Below are 256 nucleotides of genomic sequence, written 5' to 3' on the forward strand. Positions count from 1 at the left end.
GGTCTACGTCCACGTACTATGTCGCCCTATTCAGACTCGCTTTCGCTGCGGCTACGGCTTTTCACCTTAACCTTGCACGGGAACGTAACTCGCCGGTTCATTCTACAAAAGGCACGCCATCACCCATTTAACGGGCTCTGACTTTTTGTAAGCACACGGTTTCAGGTTCTATTTCACTCCCCTTCCGGGGTGCTTTTCACCTTTCCCTCACGGTACTGCTTCACTATCGGTCGCTAGGGAGTATTTAGCCTTGGCA

Annotated in this window: 1 rRNA gene; it reads right to left on the minus strand. The window is 51.6% G+C overall.

The annotated features are described in order from the left end of the window. Positions 1 to 256: ribosomal RNA gene (locus tag PV403_RS25150) — 23S ribosomal RNA — on the minus strand; the annotation flags it as partial.

The sequence above is a fragment of the Paenibacillus sp. GYB006 genome (assembly GCF_036577645.1).
Lineage (GTDB): Bacteria > Bacillota > Bacilli > Paenibacillales > Paenibacillaceae > Paenibacillus.